At 63.8% G+C, this 19277-nt stretch carries 15 protein-coding genes; 1 reads left to right on the forward strand and 14 read right to left on the reverse strand.

Annotated elements, in window-relative coordinates; translation table 11 throughout:
* Positions 1–15 precede the first annotated feature (15 nt).
* The 5 genes from pdhA to STHERM_RS09825 form a co-directional block, all read right to left on the reverse strand.
* The gene (gene pdhA, locus STHERM_RS09805; protein WP_013314736.1) at positions 16–1032 is read right to left on the reverse strand and encodes a pyruvate dehydrogenase (acetyl-transferring) E1 component subunit alpha; all 1017 of its coding nucleotides are present in this window, start codon (positions 1030–1032) and stop codon (positions 16–18) included.
* A complete protein-coding gene (locus STHERM_RS09810) occupies positions 1023–1469 on the reverse strand; it encodes a pyridoxamine 5'-phosphate oxidase family protein (protein ID WP_013314737.1) in 447 nt (148 codons plus the stop codon). Before STHERM_RS09810 ends, pdhA begins: the two co-directional genes overlap by 10 nt.
* A 192-nt stretch (positions 1470–1661) precedes the next feature.
* Positions 1662–1880: a hypothetical protein gene (locus tag STHERM_RS09815; RefSeq protein WP_013314739.1), complete on the reverse strand. Its 219-nt coding sequence runs from the start codon at positions 1878–1880 to the stop codon at positions 1662–1664.
* A 192-nt stretch (positions 1881–2072) separates the two neighbouring features.
* On the reverse strand, positions 2073–3920 hold the full coding sequence (gene htpG / locus STHERM_RS09820) for a molecular chaperone HtpG (protein ID WP_013314740.1): 1848 nt from the start codon (positions 3918–3920) through the stop codon (positions 2073–2075).
* Between the two features lie 155 nt (positions 3921–4075).
* Complete coding sequence (locus STHERM_RS09825; protein ID WP_013314741.1) at positions 4076–4567, reverse strand: hypothetical protein; 492 nt, start codon at positions 4565–4567, stop codon at positions 4076–4078.
* Positions 4568–4627: 60 nt separating this feature from the next.
* Here STHERM_RS09825 and STHERM_RS09830 point away from each other — a divergent pair, with 60 nt between their 5' ends.
* Positions 4628–5350, forward strand: a complete 723-nt coding sequence (locus STHERM_RS09830) for a DUF6062 family protein (protein WP_013314742.1) — start codon at positions 4628–4630, stop codon at positions 5348–5350.
* Positions 5351–5399: 49 nt separating this feature from the next.
* Here the strand turns inward: STHERM_RS09830 and STHERM_RS09835 are convergent, their stop codons facing one another.
* The 9 genes from STHERM_RS09835 to STHERM_RS09875 form a co-directional block, all read right to left on the reverse strand.
* A complete protein-coding gene (locus STHERM_RS09835) occupies positions 5400–6410 on the reverse strand; it encodes a peptidylprolyl isomerase (RefSeq protein ID WP_013314743.1) in 1011 nt (336 codons plus the stop codon).
* Between the two features lie 60 nt (positions 6411–6470).
* Entirely contained in the window at positions 6471–7856 is a 1386-nt protein-coding gene (locus STHERM_RS09840) for an MATE family efflux transporter (protein WP_041623575.1), read from the reverse strand.
* Between the two features lie 120 nt (positions 7857–7976).
* Positions 7977–8255, reverse strand: coding sequence for a hypothetical protein (locus tag STHERM_RS09845; protein ID WP_041623577.1), 279 nt, complete (start codon positions 8253–8255; stop codon positions 7977–7979).
* Positions 8252–9262: a dihydroorotase gene (gene pyrC / locus STHERM_RS09850; protein WP_041623579.1), complete on the reverse strand. Its 1011-nt coding sequence runs from the start codon at positions 9260–9262 to the stop codon at positions 8252–8254. The genes STHERM_RS09845 and pyrC overlap by 4 nt, the downstream gene beginning before the upstream one ends.
* Positions 9244–10182 carry a zinc dependent phospholipase C family protein gene (locus STHERM_RS11620; RefSeq protein WP_041623581.1) on the reverse strand — a complete coding sequence of 313 codons (939 nt, stop codon included), beginning with the start codon at positions 10180–10182 and terminating at the stop codon, positions 9244–9246. The genes pyrC and STHERM_RS11620 overlap by 19 nt, the downstream gene beginning before the upstream one ends.
* Positions 10183–11445 carry an MFS transporter gene (locus STHERM_RS09860; protein ID WP_237223487.1) on the reverse strand — a complete coding sequence of 421 codons (1263 nt, stop codon included), beginning with the start codon at positions 11443–11445 and terminating at the stop codon, positions 10183–10185.
* Between the two features lie 113 nt (positions 11446–11558).
* Positions 11559–14474 carry an insulinase family protein gene (locus tag STHERM_RS09865; RefSeq protein WP_013314749.1) on the reverse strand — a complete coding sequence of 972 codons (2916 nt, stop codon included), beginning with the start codon at positions 14472–14474 and terminating at the stop codon, positions 11559–11561.
* 136 nt (positions 14475–14610) lie between these two features.
* Complete coding sequence (locus tag STHERM_RS09870; protein ID WP_013314750.1) at positions 14611–17988, reverse strand: beta-ketoacyl-ACP synthase 3; 3378 nt, start codon at positions 17986–17988, stop codon at positions 14611–14613.
* Positions 17989–18201: 213 nt separating this feature from the next.
* A complete protein-coding gene (locus STHERM_RS09875; RefSeq protein ID WP_013314751.1) occupies positions 18202–19275 on the reverse strand; it encodes a hypothetical protein in 1074 nt (357 codons plus the stop codon).
* Between the last annotated feature and the right edge of the window lie 2 nt (positions 19276–19277).

The following is a 19277-nucleotide window of genomic DNA, read 5'->3' on the forward strand; positions in this document are numbered from 1 at the left end:
GCGCCTCCCTGTAGGTCATGACCGCCATATCGCATCCTCCCCTGCGTATACGTCTTCGTACATGGTGTGGAGGGCAGGCTCCTCGCTCTGCTCCGCGAACGCCACCGCCTCCTCCACCTCCCTCTGGATCTCGTCGTAGAGGCTGCGGAAGGTCTCCTCGTCGAGGAGCCCCTCCTCCTCCATGAAGGTCTTGAGCCTGCCGATGGGATCCTGACGCTTGTACTCCTCGAGCTCCTCCCTCGTACGATACTTCGCAGGATCGCTCATGGAGTGGCCCTTGTACCGGTAGGTCCGGGCCTCGATGAGCACCGGTTGCCCCTCCCTCGCGCGGGAGACCGCCTCGCCCGTGGCCTCGTACACCGCCCGCACGTCCATCCCATCCACCTGGACGCCGGGGATGTCGTACGCCGCACCGAGCTTGTAGAGGTCGGCCACGGCCGAGACCTTCTTCCAGAAGGTCCCCATACCCCACTGGTTGTTCTCGCAGACGTAGACCACCGGCAGCTCCCAGATCTTCGCCATGTTGAGCGCCTCGTGGAAGGCCCCCTGGTGGATGGCGCCGTCCCCGAAGTACACGAGCGTCACCCCCCCCGTGCCCTGGTACTTCTGCGCGAACGCCACCCCGGTCCCCACCGGGATCTGGGCACCCACGATCCCGTTGCCGCCGAGGAAGTGCTTCTCCACGTCGAACATGTGCATGGACCCTCCCTTCCCCCTGCTACACCCCGTCACCTTCCCGAAGAGCTCGGCCATCACCACCTTCGGATCCATGCCGCAGGCGAGGGCATGGCCGTGATCCCGGTAGGCCGTGACCACGTAGTCCTTCGAAAGATCGATCGCGGCGATGGAACCCACGGCCACCGCCTCCTGCCCGATGTAGAGGTGGCAGAACCCCCCGATCTTCCTGAGCCCGTACATCTGGGCCGCCTTCTCCTCGAAGAGGCGGATGAGGAGCATCTCCCTCAGGAACTTCATGTAGAGATCCCGGTCGGACCTCTCCCCTCTCTGTGTGCGAGGGCGTTTCACTCCCATGAGACCACCTCCCTCACCCCTTCGCGGGGCCTCTCGTACTCCAACCTGGTGATCACCGTCTCGATCACCACGAACTCCTTGAGCTCGCCGTGCACCTTCCAGAAGAGCTCCAAGGCCTCCGCGATCCCCTCGAGGAGCTCACCGAGGAGCGCAGGGTTCTCGATCACCTGGGCGCGGCCCCAGACCCTGAAGACCTCCCGGTAGTCCTTGCGGCTGAAGACCCAGAGCACCTCTGGATTCGTCCTCACCTCCTTCACCTTGCGGTCATGGGGAGAGGAGACGGTGTAGAGGTCCCTGTGCTGTCCCTTGAGGAACCCGGCGGTCATCCAGCGGGCATTGGGGACCTGAGACTCACCCACGGTCACCAGGAGCCCGAATCTGGTGGTGTCCACCACCTCCTCAAGTCTCGTGAGGATTTCTTCTCGTTTCACGATCATCCCCTTTCATCGGCATTCATCCGATGTATATATTACTATTTTTGTAAGAAAAGTGCAAACCGTGAAACCCCTCCCCGTCTCCTACGCACACCTTTACGTACACGAGAGGGGTTCTCATACCTTTATTATAGTATGTCCCTGACAGGTGTCCACTGAAAGACGAAAAAACCCTCCCGTTCGGGAGGGATTCCTTCACGCCCGCAACCGTTCTATCTCGGGTCTCTCGGCGGGACTCAGATACCCCGTCCTCATACACGCCTCGAAGAGATCCCGCGAGATCCAGGACTCCTCCTCGTAGACATCACCCTCGAGATACTTGAGAATCCTCATGAGGAGGGAATCGCCCGCATCCCTCACGATCTCCGCATACACGGGATGTGCGCCCTTTACCCTGAAAAACTCAGTGTGCATCCCGACGCTCCTCATCAAGGTGATCTCCCGGCCCAAAGGGGCCTCTCTTTTCTTGTCGGTCGTCGGGAAGCCGGAATAAAGGGAAATAGCACCCCAAGAGGCGCACCTGGCCCACCCCATCCCCCACGCCCCCCTTCCACGGGACCCCGGTGCGCGGCCGCCCTCGGAGGGACCCACGAAGGACGCCGCCCCCTACGCCCGCTCGAGCATCCGCACGATCCTCCGCGCGAACTCCGGGCCGTCCTCCGGCTTGAGCCCTGCGGTGAGCACGGCCTGATCGTACACGAGCAACACCATGTCTTCCAGCTCCTGCCCCTCGGCCGCGCGTATCCGCTCGATCACCGGGTGGTCGAGATTCACCTCGAGCACGGGCTTCGTCTCGGGTAGATCCGCCTGGCCCATGGCCTTGAGAATCGCCTGCATCTGTGGGGAGAGATCGCGTTCGTCCAGCACGGCCGCCGCAGGTACGTCCGAAAGCCTGCTCGATGCCACCACGTCCTTCACCCGGTCTTTGAGCACCGCCTTCATCTTCTCGAGCACATCCTTCTTCTCCTCCCGACGCCTCTTCTCCTCCTCACTCTCACCCAGCTCCTCGGCCGCATCCCTGGTATGCACCGCCTTGAGCGGCACCCCCTGGTACGAACCGATCACAGGGGCGAGGAGCTCGTCTATCTCGTCGTCCATGATGAGCACCTCGATATCCCGCCTCTTGTACGCCTCGAGTATCGGCGCGTTCCGGAGGAGCCCCTCGTCCCCGCCCGCGATGTAGTACACCGCCTTCTGATCCGGCTTCATCCGCTCCTTGTAGGCCGCGAGGCTCGTGTAGCCCTCCACCTTCGTGGACTTGAACCGCACCAGCTCGATGAGCACGTCCCGGTGCTGGTGATCGAGGTAGAGCCCCTCCTTGAGCGGCTTGTTGTACTCCCTGATGAACCGCTCGTACGTGGCCGGATCCTCCTCTGCGATCCGCTTGCATTCCTGCAGGAAACGTTTCACCGCCGCATTCCGGATGGTGGCGAGTATCCGGTGTTCCTGGAGCATCTCGCGGCTCACGTTGAGCGGGAGATCCTCCGAGTCGATCACCCCTCTCACGAACCTGAGGTACGTGGGGAGGAGCTCCTTGTCGTCCTCGGTGATGAAGACCCGCTTCACGTAGAGCTTCACCCCCGCCCGATAGTGGGGGGAGAACATGTCGAAAGGAGCGCTCGAGGGCACGTAGAGGAGCACGGTGTACTCCAGGGTCCCCTCTGCCTTGAAGTGGAGCCAGAAGAGCGGATCCTCCTCGTCGTGGGTGAGCGTCTTGTAGAAATCCTTGTACTCCTGTTCGGAGATCTCGCCCTTCGGGCGACGCCAGAGGGCCACCGCAGCATTGAGCTGCTTCTCCACCTCGGTCCGCGTTCCTTCCTTTTCTTCGGTGTAGTGGAGGTAGATGGGGAACTGGATGTGGTTCGAGTACCGTCGTACGATCTCCTCGATCCGCCACCGAGAGGCGAACTCCTTGCCCTGCTCGTTGAGATAGAGCTTCACCGTGGTCCCGTGACCCGCCCGTTCGGCCGGAAGGATCTCGTATTCCCCCTTTCCATCGCTCACCCAGAGAAAGGCCTTCTCTTCTCCGGCCTTTCTGGTGAGCACCTCTACCCTATCGGCCACCATGAAGGCGCTGTAGAAGCCCACCCCGAACTGTCCGATGAGGGTCGCATCCTTCTTCGCATCCCCTGTGAGACGCGAGAGGAACTCGCTCGTACCCGACTTGGCGATGGTCCCCAGGTTCTCGATGAGGTCCTGCTCGTTCATCCCGATGCCGGTATCCTCCACCTGGAGGTACGACCGTCCTTCCTCGTCGAACCGGATGTCGATCCTGGGAGTGAAGGGAACCCCCTTGTAGGCCTCGTCGGTGAGCACGAGGAATCTGAGCTTGTCGAGGGCGTCCGAAGCATTGGAGACGAGCTCCCGGAGGAAGATCTCCCGGTGCGAATAGAGCGAGTGGATGATGATATCGAGGAGCCTGTGCACTTCGGTCTGGAATTCATGTCGAGCCATGACACCTCCCACCCTGACGATCTACTCGAGATGCAGTGGCATGCCACCGATGTGTCTATAATAAATGGATACGCTAAAAATAATAATGTTATCACGAAACGGAAAGGCCGGGGATCCATCCCGGCCCGCCTACGCCCACACGACCTGAGGAGGTGCTAGAAGTGGAAGAGTATCCCGGTGGAAATCCTCGTACTGTTGTTGATCCATCGCGGCGGACCTATAGTGAGCTCCTGCTGCAGCTCCAGGAACCAGTCCATATAGGGATGTACGTTGAGCCTGAAGCCCGCTTCCCCATAGGGTCCCAGGAAGAAGGAGGTCTCCTCCGCGAGGGAAAACTGGGGAGAGAGCCCGGCGCCGAAGTAGGGGACGAAGACCGGAGAAGTGGGGAAAAGGAACTCGAGCCCGAGCTCCCCTGCGATGAGGAAGTCGGCCGTCACCTGTCCCCCCCGCTCCTCGGTGGCGATCGCCACGTGTGCACCGACCACCATCTCCATGGTGTCGGCCACCTTCTGGTGGTACGCCCCCTCCAGGTCGAGGAAGGTCCGTTCGTACTGGAAGAACGAAGTCCCGATCCCTGCAGAAAACATCTGGGCGTGGAGCATGCCGGCCCCTGCGAGCAGGATGAGCACACACAGTCGCTTTCTCATATATACTCCTCCCCCTACCAGTATATAGCAATAATCGGAAAATCCTACTAGAGTTTCACCATGAAACACAATATAGCCACGCTCGCCGTCTGGGACGCCTTCCGCCAGGACGGCACGTGTCCTCTCTGCCTCCTCGAGCGGAAGCAGGAACACCAGCTCGTCACCTCGCACCTCGAGAACATCATGGATCCCGCGACCCGTACCCTCATAGAGGAGAAAGGCTACTGCGGCCGCCACCTCCGGCTCCTCTACGAACGCAACGACCTCCTCCCCCTCGCCATCCAGCTCAAGGACATCCTCGTCTACCGGGTCGGCCGCAGACGGAAGCGGTATGACGAAGTGCGAAGACACGCGGAACGAGTCCCCCGCCTCATCAGGCTACTGAAGAAACGATCTCAGATCGAGGACGAGACCTGCCTCATCTGTGACGAACTCGAAGAAGGCACCTCCCTCAACATACACATCATCTTCACCCTCTGGAAAAAAGAGGAGGACTTCAGGGAAACCGCGGCCCGGTGTGCAGGCTTCTGCCTCCCCCATGAAGATCTCCTCCTCCGGGAAGCTCCCCTCCTCCTCGGAGGGAAACACCTCTCATCGTTTCTCTCCATGATAACAGCACGTCAGGAGGACCGATTCCGCACCCTCGAGGAAACCCTCTCCTACTTCATCGACCAGTACGACTACCGGAACGCGGGCCGTCCGTGGGGCACATCACGCGAGGCCGTACCACGCACCATCGAGACTCTCGCTGGTCTGATCCTGAACGAAAAGAAAGAGAAATAGGGGAGGGCCCGTGGCCCTCCCCTGTGTGCCGCCTCGACACATTTCCTCTTCAGTAGATCTCTATCTCCGCCTTCCCCTTGAGTTCCTCAACCAAGGCGTTGATGGCTTCTGAACTCTTCTGTTGGAGGAGCATCTCCTTGAGCTGATCCTTCACCTCTTCGAAGGACGCCTTGCCTGCTTCCTGTTTGTCGGTGACCTGGATGAGGTGGAGCCCGTACTCGGTACGCACCACGTCGCTCACCTGGTTCACCTCGAGGGCGAAAGCGGCCTCCTCAAACGCGGGAACCATCTGGCCCCTGCCGAAGAATCCAAGGTCACCACCGTTGGGGGCGGAAGGTCCCTCGGAGTAGGTCCTCGCGAGCTCGGCGAAGTCGGCTCCCTGCTTCAACTTCTCCTGTACTTCATGGATCTTCGCATACGCGGCCTCTTCCTCTTCCTTGGAAGCATCCGGATCAAGGCGGATGAGGATGTGACGCGCCCTGATCTGTTCGGGCTGCTCGAACTGTTCCGGATTCTCGTCGTAGTACGCCCTCGCCTCCTCGTCGCTCACCGAGAGATGTTTGGTCACCTTCTCATCCACCACCTGCTGGAGGAGGAAGGCCCGGGAGAGCTCCTCACGGAATTCCTCCTCGGTATAGCCCGCCTGTGCAAGGATGTTCTTGAAGGTCTCCTCGGATCCCGACTGGAGCTTGTACTGCTCTATCTGGGCCTCCACCTGGGCCTGATCGACCGACAACCCCATCCTCTTCGCCTCCTGGAGGAGGAGGAGTCTCCCTATGAGCACGTCCAGGACCTGTTCCCTCAGCTTCTGCTCCTCTTCCGGCGACACCTCCATGCCGTACTGCTGATACTGCGCGACGTACCTCTGGACCTCCCTCTCCACCTCCTTCGAAGGCACCTCCTCCCCGTTCACCCTTGCCGCCACCTCCCCGGAAGCGGGAGCCGCCGCCTGCACCTCCGCCGCCTCCCCTCCCTTCGCCTCTCCCTTCCCACCGGCGCACGCCGGAAACACGGCGAGCACCAATGCCGCTAACACACATACGATGGTTCTTGTTTTCATGTCATCCCCTTGGGTAGATATCGATCTACCATACTCCATCGGGTCGGTTTTGACCACCCTTTACCGGAGGGCCGGCATCGGCTCCCTCTCCATCATCGACCGTATGGTACGAGGCACCCACAAGGCAGCGGTGAGCGCGGTAGAGAGGTTGGCGAAGATGAGCCCGAACCAGACACCCCGTATCCCCAGGTGGAGCACATAGACGAAGAAGAGCACCGCAGGCACGGCGAGGAGTACGAGCCGCAGGAGCACGAGGAGGAGCCCCGCCCATCCCTTTCCTATGGCCTGAAAGAACGATCTGCCCAGGATCCCGAACGAAGCGAAGATGAAGGCGTACTCCATGGTGCGGACCTGGGCCACCGCATAGGAGAGGACCTCGGGTACATCGGTGAAAAGCGAGAAGATCCTCGGCGCGAACACCACGATGGCGAGCACGATCACCGTCACCGTGGCCACCGAGACCCTGAGCGCCACGTGCCAGATGCTGAGCATCCGATCGTAGAGTCTCCTCCCGAAGTTCTGCCCCATCATGGTCACAAGGGCCGAAGCCACGGCGAAGATGGGCATGAGGATGGCCTGATCGAACCGCCCGCAGAGGGTGAAGGCCGTGAGCGCGAGGGGATCTATGGCGATCACGATCCGGTTGAAGATGAGAAAGCTCAAGGACATGATCGCCTGTCCCAGGGTCTGGGGGAAGCCCACCGAGAAGATCTCGGCCATCACCTTGCCCCGTATCCCCGAGAGCCGTATGTGGATGGGAACCCTCGTCTTTCCTGCGAGAAAGACGTACACCACATAGAGGAAGCCGATCCCCTGGGCGAGCACCGTGGCGAGGGCCGCGCCCTTTATCCCCCATCCGAAGAGGAAGATGAACACAGGATCGAGGACGATGTTGAGAACCGTCCCGATGATCATCGATCGCATCACGTAGTTCACGAGCCCCTCACCCTGGAGCACCCCGATGAGGGTGTTCTGCATGAAGATGAACGCAGCACCGGGGAGGATGTAGGTGAAATACTCCAGGGCCCGCATGTAGTAGTCGCCTTCGGCTCCCAATGCACCGACGAGCTGCTCCTTGAGCAGATACCCCCCTGCGAGCATCGCCACAGAGATGAGGACAGCCATGAATATCCCCGAATCGGCTGCCGCGTCGAGTTTTTCTTCGTTCTCCTCACCCACGGCCCGGGCGACGAGTGAGGCCGTACCCACCATGAGCCCATTCCCCAAAGCCATGAAGAAAAAGAGCAGCGGGAAGATGATACCGATCCCCCCCACGAGCGAGGGGTCTTCCAGATCGATCCAGCTTATCCACACCGTGTCGGTGATGTTGTAGAGGAGCTGAAAGAACATCCCCGCGAAGATGGGGAGAGAGAGACGAACGAGGAGCGGCAGAACCGGACCGGAGAACATCTGATCCTGAAACCGAGAGTTGCGCACCTGCTGCACGAGAGTTCCTCCGAATCGTATGAATGATACGAGTGAACGATACTAAATATTAGACGTCTAATCAAGCAAAATCGGCCAGAAGGACAGGCGCGTGGCCGTGCCCCGCCACTTCATGAGATACTACACCGGTACGCTCGGCTTCCTGAGAAACCACGCAACGGATCCTAACGTCTTCGAAAGGTCGAGAAAAATCGTAGCTGCAGGCTTCCACTCCTTAGGACGATACGCATACACCACCCCCATATACTCCCAGTACTCATTCCCATCCTTGTCCTTACCAAGATACGTATCCCTTTCCGGTAGGATCTTCTTCCCCGTCCGATACTCAAACCACGTCGCATAGTCCCTCGTCGCAAGCTCACCCCGTATGAACAGACGCCCCTCCTCGTCTACCCTCACCTCCCCTTTTCTACCACCCTCCAACCGAGGCGCATCCCGGCGCAGGCGGGCACCACCCCGTGATACTCGGCCGGCACGACCCACTCCTCCTTCCGGAGCACCACCCTCTCCTCGTTGAGCAGGAGGCCGTAGAACCGCGCCCCACGCTCGCTCACAAACCCCTCGAGCACCCCGAGCACGCCGTGTGCCTCGAAGAGCGAGGCCAGGGCCTCAAGGGCGTACGGCGCAGTGTAGCACCCCGCCGCACCCTCCCGCTCCTTCTTCTCGCGGGGGTGAGGCGCGCTGTCGGAGCCGAAGAAGAAGTGCGGATCGCCCGAGAAGGCGGCCTCGCGAAGGGCATCCCTGTCTGCCGACGTCTTCACCACGGGCTTGCAGAACAGGTGAGGGTTGAGCCTTCCGCCCAACAGGTCATCGAGGGTGAAGAGGAGGTGGTGGAGAGTGATAGTCCCCGCCACCTTGTCGGGGGGGAGGGTCCTGATCAACGCCACCGTGCGGGCGTCCGAGACGTGCTCGAAGACGATCCTCAGCGAGGGAACGGCGTGGTGGATGCGGAGAAAGGTCTCGTGGAACGCCGCCTCCCGCTCCAGGACGGGCGCACCGGGCGACTCGGCGTGGATGCACAGGACCAGCCCCTCCTCCGCCATGGCCTCGAAGACCGGGAAGAGCCCCTCCACGTCGCGCACCCCGTCCTCGGCATGGGTGGTGACCCCCTCGGGGTAGAGCTTGCCCGCCACCGCCCCTGCCTCCTTGAGGGAACGCACGAGGCCCGCATCCATGTGGGGGAGTATCTTGAACGTGAGCAGGGGGGTGAAGCCCGGAGCCGCCTCCTCGATCTGCCTTCCATACGCGCGCACGGACTCGGGCGAGGCGAGCGGGGGGAGGGTGTTGGGCATCACAAGGCCCCGCGCGAACGATCGCGCCGCATCCCGGGCATAGGCGACGAGCTGTGCCCCCTGACGCAGGTGGAGGTGCATGTCGTCTGCGGCCCTCATCTCCAGATACTGCATAGAGGCTCCTTCTCCACGTCGAAGTACTGCATGGGCCTCCCGTCGTCCACCGGAAGCCCCGTCTCAAGGCACGGCCCGGGGGGCCACCCCTCCGGCCCCTCCTCCTCCAGCATCCGCACGTACCCCCTCCCCCGCTCCACCGCCTCCTCCATCAACTCCTCCACCCTCGTCCGCCGCACCTCGCCCGTCACCGGGTGCCGCCACTCCACCGGCCGCCCCCACACCCCACGCATCCGGGCGAACCGCTCCCGGTAGAAGAGCCCGCGGAAGCTCCGCAGGGCCGGCACCACGGCCGATGCCGCATCCACCCACCGGGCCGCACGCTCCGAGAAGAACAGCCCCTGCAGCGCCCCGTGCCCCCACACCGCCCGCCGGACCGGCCCCACCCGGCCTCCATCCAGGAACCACGCCCGCCCGAGCACCTCCAGCACCCCCCTCTCCCCCCGGTACGGCCCCACCATCCTCGCCACCCGCCCCCCGAACGGCACCTCGTGCCGCTCCATCACGTACAGGTCGAGCACCGTCTCCAGGACGTAGTGCCGATACGTGCTCCCCTCCCTCACCCGCTCCTCCCCCGCCTCCCGGCACCCCGTAAGGTGGAAGACCATGGGGTGGAAGACCACATCGGCCGCCACGTGCGTGAGCCACCCCGCCACCAGGGCATCCCGCACCGCACCCCCCTCCCCCTCCATCGCACACCGCAGCCCCGCGAAGCTCTCCATCCCCCCCTTCCCGTGCACCCGCTCCCCCGCCTCACGCACCTCCCTCGACGGCGCAGGCACGTAGAAGAGCGAGTCGGGCGCCACCGCGCCGTACAGGAAGAGCCCCGGGTGTGCCTCGACCGCCCTCCGCACCCTCCCCCGATGGAGCCCCTCCGCCACCCTCCGGGCGATCGCCCAGTGCATCACCTCCTTCGGCACCTAGGCCCCCTTCCGCTCCAACCCCCGCTCCACCAGGAGGAGGACAAGCCCTATGAGGAACAGCAGGTTCACGCTGAAGATCCCCGCCGCCGTGTGGCGCGTGAGATCGGTGAAGAACCCCACCAACGCCGGCCCCATGATCGCCGCGAACTTCCCCATCACGTCGAAGAACCCGAAGAACTCCGCCGACTTCTCCTTGGGCACGAGCCTCCCGTAGTACGAACGACTCAGCGACTGCACCCCGCCCTGCGCCGTCCCCACCAGCACCGCGATCACCCAGAAGACCGCAGTCTTCACCCCCAACGAAGGGATGAACGGCAACGACGTGGCGAGCAGGGTGATCACGAAGTACGTGGCGATCCCCACGAAGAGCATGGTACGGGTGGAGAACCGGTCCGCGAGCCTCCCGTAGAGGAGCGAGCACGGAAAGGCCACGAACTGCACCACGAGGAGCACGACCAGCAGGGTGGTCTGGCCCAGCCCTATGTCCATCCCTATGGGAATCGCCATCTTGATGATCGTCACCACGCCATCGATGTAGAAGAAGTAGGCCAGGAGGAAGACGAAGAGGGCCTTGTACCGGGCCACGTTCTTGAAGGTGTGGTAGAGCCTCCCGAAGGCCTCGCGCACCGGCCGGCCAGAGTGTTCCACAAAGTAGTTTTGTCTCACAAAGAGGAAGAACGGGATGCTGAAGACCGCCCACCACGCCGCCGCGATGAGGAACGAGGCCCGCACCATGGGCACCTGGCTCTCGAGCCCCAACTGCGAGTGGAAGAGGATGAGCACCATGGCGAGGAGGAACGGGATGCTCCCCCCGATGTAGCCCCACCCATACCCGCTCGCCGACACCCAGTCCATGCGCTCGGAGGAGGTCACGTCCACTACGAACGAATCGTAGAAGATGTTCGCCCCCGAGAAGCCGATCACCGAGGCTATGAAGAGCACGAGCCCCGTGGCCCACTGCCCCTCCACCACGAAGGCGATCCCCGCGGTGGCGAGCACCCCCAACAGGAAGAAGACCGAGAAAAACCGCTTCTTGGAGTTGCGGTAATCGGCCAGGGCCCCCAGGATCGGGGCCAGGAAGGCCACCACCAGGGAGGCGAAGCTGTTCGCATACCCGAGCAGGGCCGTGGACCGGTGCGCCTCCATCCCCGAGGCGAGCACCCCCTTGAAGAACATGGGAAAGATCACCGTCATCACGATCATGGTGTGCGCAGAGTTCGCCCAGTCGTAGAGCACCCAGCTGCGCTCCTGGGTCGTCATGCCTTTCACCACCCACCTCCTTGCACCGATTTCCCCCATTGTACCGCATCTCTGTTAAAACGCAATGAAAACCTCTCTCGGGTGCGCCCCATGCCACCGGCCATGGCCCCCTCCTACAGGGGGAGCACCACCTTCCGGTGCGGCACTCCCTCCAGCTCGGCCACCCGCTCCTCATCCCCCAGCACCGCCACCCGCCCCTCACCCCACCTCTCCACCAGCCGCCGCGCCGCCTCCTGCACCTCCCGCACCCCGCACCCCAACACCCCCTCCCTGTGCGCCTGCCGCACCTCGTCCCCTATCCCCAACACCCGCCTCCGCAAGGCCCGGAACCCCTTCACCCCCGGCCCGTCCGGCGCGATCTCGCGCCCCACCACACCCCGCACCGCCTGCTCCACCGCCTCCTTCGGCACCCCCCTCTCCGCCACCCCCTCCAGCACCTCGCGCACCACCTGGATCGTCCTCTTCACGTGCGGGTCGCGGTAGCTCGTCACCGTGAACAGCCCCTCCATGGCAGACGCCCCGGCAAACGCCCCGTACGCCCCCCCCTCCATCCGCACCCGCTCCCACAGCGGCCCGCCCTTGAGGAGGTGGGCCACCACCACCATGGCCGCAAACCCCTCCTCACCCAGACGAAGGGCCGGCACCGCCTGCGCCACGTACGCCACCTTGCTCGGCGCCACGAAGGCCTCCGCCTCACGCCCCACCTCGGGCCCCTCCACCACACCCACCCCATCCCCCTCAGCCATCCCTGCGAACCACCCCTCCAGCACCCGCTGCGCCCGCTCCACCCCCTCCCCCCTCCCCGTGATCCCCACCACCAACCCCCTCCGCACCACCACACGCCTCCGCATCCGCTCAAGCACCTCACCCACCCCCTCAAGCCCCCTCCGCTCCAGATCCCGGAGGAAGAAGAACTGACTCACCCCGCCCCAGACCTCCTCGAGCCGCATCGCCCTCGAGAACGCCGCCTCGGCACGCAGACTCATGAAGCTGTGCCCGGAAGGCACGATCGAGGAGACGAAGTCCTGCTTCAGCTCCAGGAACCGCATCCTGAGCCGCCTCTCATCCCACAGATCCGGCTCCTCCAGGAGCCGACGCACCAGGAAAAGCCCCTCCTCCACGTACTGCTCGAGCATCTTCACCCGCACCACCACCTGAGGCACCGGCTCGCGCCTCACCAGGTGCGAGGTCGCATCCTCCTCCACCGAGAACCCACCCGTGGTGAGCGAGAGCCGCACCGCCACCCTGTCGTACGACATATCCGGAAGCCCGGCCCCCTCCACCATATCCACCAGCAACGGCACGTACGGGAGATCCTCAGGACCGACCCCCCCAAGCGGGAAGAGGAGATCCACGTACACGATCCCATTGGTCGCAAGTGGGTGCACATACACCGGCACCCCGGCACACACCCGCTCCTCCTGGGGAATCCGCTCCACCTCGCGCGGCAGATCCTCACGCCGCAAGAGCGGGATCACCCCCGCATCCTCTTCCGCCTGCTGGAAGGCCCGCACCCTCGCCGCCTTCTCCTCCACCGCCCTCCGCTCCTCCTCGGAGAGCCGCACCCTGAGCTCCTCGAGGGCCCTCCGCTCCGCCTCCTCCTCACGCGCGAGCTTACCCGGCTCCGGCCGCACCACCAGGATGAGACGGTGGGGATTCTCCAACAGGTACTCCCGGATGAGACACGGGAAGAACCCCGGCTCCTCGGAGAGCCGCACCTTGAGGGCCTCGAAGACAGGGAGGAACTCCAGCATGAACCCCGGCGGTATATCGTAGATCCACCCCCTCACCACCCTCCGGATGAGCGAGAGCCCCGCATTCCTCTTCCCGGGAAGCTCCCGGAACCGGAACTCCACCCGGCGGAGCACGCTCTCCACCACCTCGTCATCGATCCCCTTCTCCGCAAGCTCCTCCAGGGTGGAGAAGATGCACTCCTCGATCTCACCCGCCCTCTCGGGATCGGTCCCCTTGAGCCCTGCCGAGAACACCGGATGAAAGATCTCGCTCTCGATCCCCGTGGTGGAGGCCACGTCCTCCCCCAGCCCCGACTCCAGCAAGGCCTTGCGCAGGGGCGAGCCGTCGTGCCCCACGAGCACCTCGCTGAGCACCTCCAGGCTCAAGGTGGTGAACCGGTCCCACAGGGTGGTAAGCAGCCAGTTCACCGTCACGATCGACCTGCCCCCAACCGGCTCCCCCTCGCCGATCCCGTACGTCTTCTCCATCCTCCTGGGGGCCTCCCACCGCACCTGGAACGGCACCCTCGTATCCGGCGACCTCCTCCCCTCGAACCGCGAGAGAAACTCCCGCTCGAGGAAGGCGAGCTGCTCCTCGGTGGGGATGTTCCCGTAGAGCATGATCCTGCACCGCGAGGGGTGGTAGTACTCCCCGTGGAAGCGCACGAACTCCTCGTAGCTCAGGTGCGGAATCGCGGAAGGATCCCCCCCGCTCTCGAAGCGGTACGCACTCTCGGAGAACAGCCCCCTGAGCGACCACTCTCCCGAGACCGCCTCGGGATCCGAGTAGGCCCCCTTCATCTCGTTGTAGACCACCCCTACCCGCACGAGCCTCCCATCCGGGGTAAACTCGAGCCTGTGCCCCTCCTGAAGAAAGGCCTCCTCCTTGAGGAGCGGAAAGAACACCGCATCCCCGTAGACCCGCATGAGGTTGAAGTAGTCCTCCTTCACCGTGCTCCCCGCAGGATAGATCGTGCGGTCAGGATAGGTCATGGCATTGAGGAACGTGGCGAGACTCCCCTTCATGAGCACGGCGAACGGATCCTTCAGCGGGAACCGCTGTGACCCGCAGAGCACCGTGTGCTCGAGGATGTGGGGCGTACCCTTGTCGTCCTCGGGAAGGGTCTTGAAGACAAAGGCGAAGAAGTTCTCCTCGTCGTCGTTGAAGAGGTGGTAGACCTCCGCCCCCGTGGGCTCGTGGACCGCCCGGATCCCCACCCCGCGGAAATCCGGAACCGCCTCCACCTCCTTTATGAGAAACCCGCCCACTCGCGTACCAGGCGTAAGGTGCTGCATGTGCTCCTCCTCGACTCGCTCCTGTATCCCTTCCTCTACACCATATCAGCCGGTTTGGCAACAGGACACAAAAACGGCCGCCGGCACCCCGGCGGCCACGTAATCCCATCCCTCCTTGACAGGCGGAAAGAGAGACTCACAGGGTCTTCACCACCCCTCCGGCAAAGGTGAACCCTGCCCCGAAGGCCGTGAGCCCCAGGACCATCCCGGACCGTGCCGTGGGGAAGATCTCCTCGAAGCAGAGGGGAATGGTCGTAGCCGAGGTGTTGCCCAGCCGGGCGATGTTGGAGAACACCTTCTCCTCCGGCACCCCCATACGCTTCCGCACCGCATCGATGATCCGCTGGTTCGCCTGGTGCGGCACCAGCAGATCCATCTCCTCCAGACTGAATCCTGCCTCATCCAGGGCCCTCCTGAGGATGTGGATGAGGGCCTTCACCGCACGCTGGTAGACCGCAGGCCCGTCCATGAAGATGGGCTCCTCGTAGGGGATCCTGAGGATGGACCCATCCTCCCCTTCGGCCGAGAGCACAGGCCGGTAGAGGAAGCCCTTACCCCCGGCCCCCGCCTTCGCACCTGCCACGAGCGTGGCGCTCGCCCCATCGGCAAAGACCGGTGCGGTGGAGGGATCGGAGACATCGAGCCTCCTCGAGAGCACATCGGCGGTCACCACGAGCACGGTATCCTCGGGTCGGGAGGCGAGATAATCGTAGGCGATCTGGAGGGCATAGAGATAGCCGGAGCAGGCTGCGTTGATGTCGTAGGCCGGGCAGGTGATCCCCTGCTTCCCCCGGCCCAGCCTGTGCTGGAGCAGGGTGGCAAGGGCCGGGCTGTTGTGGGGCGGCGTGGTGGTCGCACAGAGGATGAGATCCACGTCCTCGATCCCCGCGCCCGTGCGCTCGAAGAGCCTCTGTACCGCATCCACCGAGAGCGAGAGGATATCCTCATCCTCGGAGGCCCACCGCCGTTCATGGATCCCGGTACGACGCACGATGTCCTCGGGGGTCCAGGTGGGACACATCTTCGAGATCTCCTCGTTGGTCACCACCCTCGAGCCGGGCCTGCCGGCCACGTCCACGATCACGGGGAGGGCCGCATCCCTTCCCTCCTCCTGCGGACGCTCCTCACGCGCCGCATCGATCCTCACCCCGGGCTTCTTCTTCGCCCCGCCGAGCCCCTCGATGATGGGCGCACCAGGCTCCTCCTGGGTGATCGGCTTCTCCTTGGATGCAGCCCCCTCGGGGAGCCTTATCCGGGCGATGGCGCTCCCCACCGGCGCCGACTCCCCTTCCTTCACCATGAGCTCCTCCACCACCCCATCGACCGAGGCCCGTATCTCCACCGCCGCCTTGTCGGCCTCTGCCTCGGCCACGATCTCGCCTGCCTTGATGGCATCGCCCTCCTTCACCTTCCACTCGAGGATGGTGATCCGCTCGTCCGACGGGCTCGAGCCCACCGCCTCCAGGAAGTAGTAGCCGGCCTCGGCCTTGGGCTTCTCCTGCCACCGTACGGTGCCGCCGAGCATCCGCACCGCCGTGGTGAGCACCCGCTTGTACGAGGGGAGCACCTCGAGCTGACAGGGGAAGTTGCACGGCACGTAGGTGTCGGCCCGCGTCACACGGACCGCCTCCACCGGAACGCCGGCCTCCTCGGCCACGGTGGCCACGATCTCCGCCCCCATACCCGCGGTGTGGGTGTCCTCGTGCACCACGATGAGCCTGCCGGTCTTGCGCACCGAGGCGAGCACCGCCTCCTTGTCCCACGGCACGATGCTCCGCAGGTCGATCACCTCCGCCTCCACCCCGTACCGGGAGAGGGTCTCGGCTGCCCTGAGGCAGTGGAGGATGTTGTTCCCCCACGTCACCATGGTGAGGTCCTCCCCCCGTCGAAGGATCTTCGCCTTGCCTATGGGCACCAGGTGGCGGCGGACATCACGTGTGGCGGCGAACTGCCTGTTGTTGAGCATGCTCTTGGGATAGAAGAAGAGGGTGGGCCTCCCCGAGGCAAAGGCGGCGTTGAGGAGGCCTGCGGCGTCGTCGGCCGAGCTCGGCATGAACACATCCACGCCCGGTATGTGGGCCGCAATCCCCTCCATGGTGCTCGCGTGGAAGGGCCCGAGGCCGGGCTTATACCCCCCACACGAGATCATCACGATGACAGGACACTCCCACCCCCCGTTCGTGCGCCACCACATACTCCCCAGCTCGCTGATGATCTGGTTGAAGGCGATGGGGAGGAAGTCGGCAAACTGGAGGAAGGCCACAGGCCGCTTCCCTGCGAGGGCCATCCCGATGGAGATCCCCAGGATGCTCGACTCGGCGAGGGGTGAGTTCTGGACCCTGCCGGGGAACTTCCGGGTGAGCCCCCTCGTCACCCCGAAGACATCCCCCTTGGGATCCTCTATGTCCTCTCCGAAGAGGAAGACGCCCGGGTTCCCGGCGAGGTGCTTCTCCAGCACCCGGTTGATCGCATCCCGCATCACGAGGACCTCCTCCTCGGAGAGGGGAGGTGCCTCGTCCTCGATCGATGGGTCCTCCAGCTCCGGCGGGAGGGGCTTCTTCGCGGTGAAGATGGGCTCGGGGTCGGGCACGAGCTGGCACCTCGCGGCGAGGCCTTCGAGCTCGGCCCTCCAGGCGGCCTCCTTCTCCAAGAGCTCGGCCTCGGAGAAGCCGCTCTCTATGAGGGCGGCCCTGAGCTTCTTGATCGGATCCGCGGCCTCCCGCACCCTCCGCCGTTCGTCCTCGGGCCGGTAGATCGACTCGTCGTCCGCATTCGTGTGGTTGCACAGCCGCTCCACATCGAAGACCACGATCCGGGGCTCCCGGTCATCCCGCATCCTCGCCACCACGTCCCTGAGGGTGTGGTATGCCGTCACCGCATCGGTGCCGTCCACATAGGTGATGGGGATGCCGTAGAAGGAGTCCACCCTCCCCCCTGGAAGCTCGTAGAAGGTCTTGCCCTCGGTCCTGGTGGAGATGGCGTACTTGTTGTCCTCGATGAAGAAGAGCACGGGGAGCCGGTCCCTCACCGCATGGGCGACAGCCTCGAGCACCTCCCCCTGCTGGGTCATGCCGTCGCCCAGGGAGCAGAGGACCACGGGCGCCCCCTCATCGTCGCGCACCGCCTTGGCCACACCCACCGCCTGGAGGGCGGAATTGCCGACCGGCCCCACGATGGAGAGGATCTTGAGGTGCGGGGCGCTGATGTGCGCGCTCATCTGTCTCCCTGCGGAGTGCGACTCCCGGTTGGTGAAGAGCGAGTGGAAGAACTGCGCAGGATCGAGCCCCCTCGCGAGCATGAGGGCCTTGTCGCGGTAGTGGCAGTGAAGCCAGTCGTGCTCGGTAAGGAGCGGGGCGAGCACCGCGGAGGCCTCGTGGCCTGCACCGGAGACCGTGAAGAAGGCCTCGCCCCGCTTGGTGTAGTCCTCTTCCAGGCGATCTATCTCCCTGGCGGAGAACATGTATCGGTAGAGGTCGAGAAAAAGCGCTCTCTCGGATTCGTTGAGACGTGCCATGGGTCCCCCTTTCTCGGCCGATGGTCGAAAACATGGTACCCCGCCCTCCACGGGGTGTCAACAGGAGAAGCGGTAATCCCCTGGGTGTGCGCAGGAGGCACTTCCCCTCAGTCCCTCCTCGATCCTGCGGGAACCGCACCCTTTACTCCCCTCCATATGTCAACAAAAACGGCCCGGCACGTGGCCGGGCCGTGGGTGCCCGCAGGCGCTCATCTAGTAAAGGGCGTAGTAGATGTTGGACCAAGAAGCCCAGCTGCTCGTAGCATCCACGTAGATCCCCTCCCAGTCCCCGTCTGAAGGTGAGGTGGTAGTCCCGTCTCCGTTGGTGTCGCCCTTCCGCATGTCGTCCCGGTACGAGGTGAAGGCCACCCCGCTTCCGTCGTGGTTCACGATCTGATCCTCGCTGGTCTCGAGATAGATCCCAGTGTCAGTACCCCACAGCTTCAGCACCACGTCATCCCCCAGCGTGAGGGTGTAGCCTGTCGATACCGTGAGCGTCGAGTCGAGGACATAGGCCACCTCGGTCTCCTCCCAGGTGATGCTCGGTCCGTCCTCCCCGATGGCAAGGGCGTAGGAGTCCACGAAGATCCCGTTGTAGTCGTTGGTCACCGCGGGATTGTCGGGATCGTGGAAGGTGTTCGAGTCGTCGAGGCTGTAGCGCAGCCCCACCAGGAGTGGCTTCTCGCTGTCGTAGAACACGTTGTTGGTGATGATGGTCTGCGAGAGGGCCTCCGCGGCATCGAAGGCCCCGTAGTCCTGTCCCTCGTTGTGGGCGAAGGTGCAGTGATCCACGGTCACATAGGAACCGTAGACTTCCAGTGTGCTGTCGTACGACCCTCCCCCGCCGTACAGGAACTCGCAGTACACGAACCTGCTCCCGCTCGCCTCGATGTAGACCTGGTCCCAGTCGCCGCGCGCAGGCCGGGTGAGGTCCCCGTCACCGTTGGAATCCCCGCCGTGGGCGTCGTCCCGTATCGAGGTGAAGACGATGGGCGCATCCTGGGTCCCCTCTGCGATGACCGCCGCCTGATCACTCACCCACAGGTATGCATCCGGATAGAACTTCACCACCACCCCCGGCTCGATCACGAGTCGTCCGTCACCCTCCACAGACACCGAGTCTTCGACCACGTAGACCTTGCCGGACTCCCAGGTCACGTTCTCATCGATGACGCCATCGGCGATGATGAGGGAGTCCTCGTTCCCTCCCCCCTCCGTCCCCGTGAGATCACACCCTGCGAGCACCAGGACGATGATCCCCGCCATACCCATGATCAGTCGTTTCATGG

Origin of the sequence: Spirochaeta thermophila DSM 6192 (genome assembly GCF_000147075.1) — a bacterium.
GTDB lineage: Bacteria > Spirochaetota > Spirochaetia > Winmispirales > Winmispiraceae > Winmispira > Winmispira thermophila_A.